Source organism: Gilvimarinus sp. 1_MG-2023 (assembly GCF_030548285.1).
Map to the genome: position 1 here is coordinate 1 of NZ_JAUOSC010000894.1, position 279 is coordinate 279.

Annotated in this window: 1 protein-coding gene; it reads left to right on the forward strand. The window is 56.6% G+C overall.

Annotation, left to right across the window (positions count from 1 at the left end; genetic code table 11):
- Positions 1-279: MFS transporter (locus Q4563_RS19445; protein ID WP_303605688.1), on the forward strand; the 279-nt coding region annotated here is incomplete at both ends.

Below are 279 nucleotides of genomic sequence, written 5' to 3' on the forward strand. Positions count from 1 at the left end.
CGGGCAAGGTGTGGTTACTTTATGTATTATCCGCAGCCTACTCGGTGTAGCAGAGGCCGGTAACTGGCCTGGCGCTGCCAAAGGTAACGCCGAATGGATCCCGACCAAAGAGCGCGCACTGGCGCAGGGCATCTTCAACTCCGGCGCGGCTATTGGCGGCCTGGTATCGATTACAATCATTGCCTTCTTGGCCATTCACTTCAGCTGGCAAGCCATCTTCGTTATCGTAGGTCTGCTTGGCCTGCTATGGCTCGTGCCTTGGCTCGTTCTGGTCAAGTC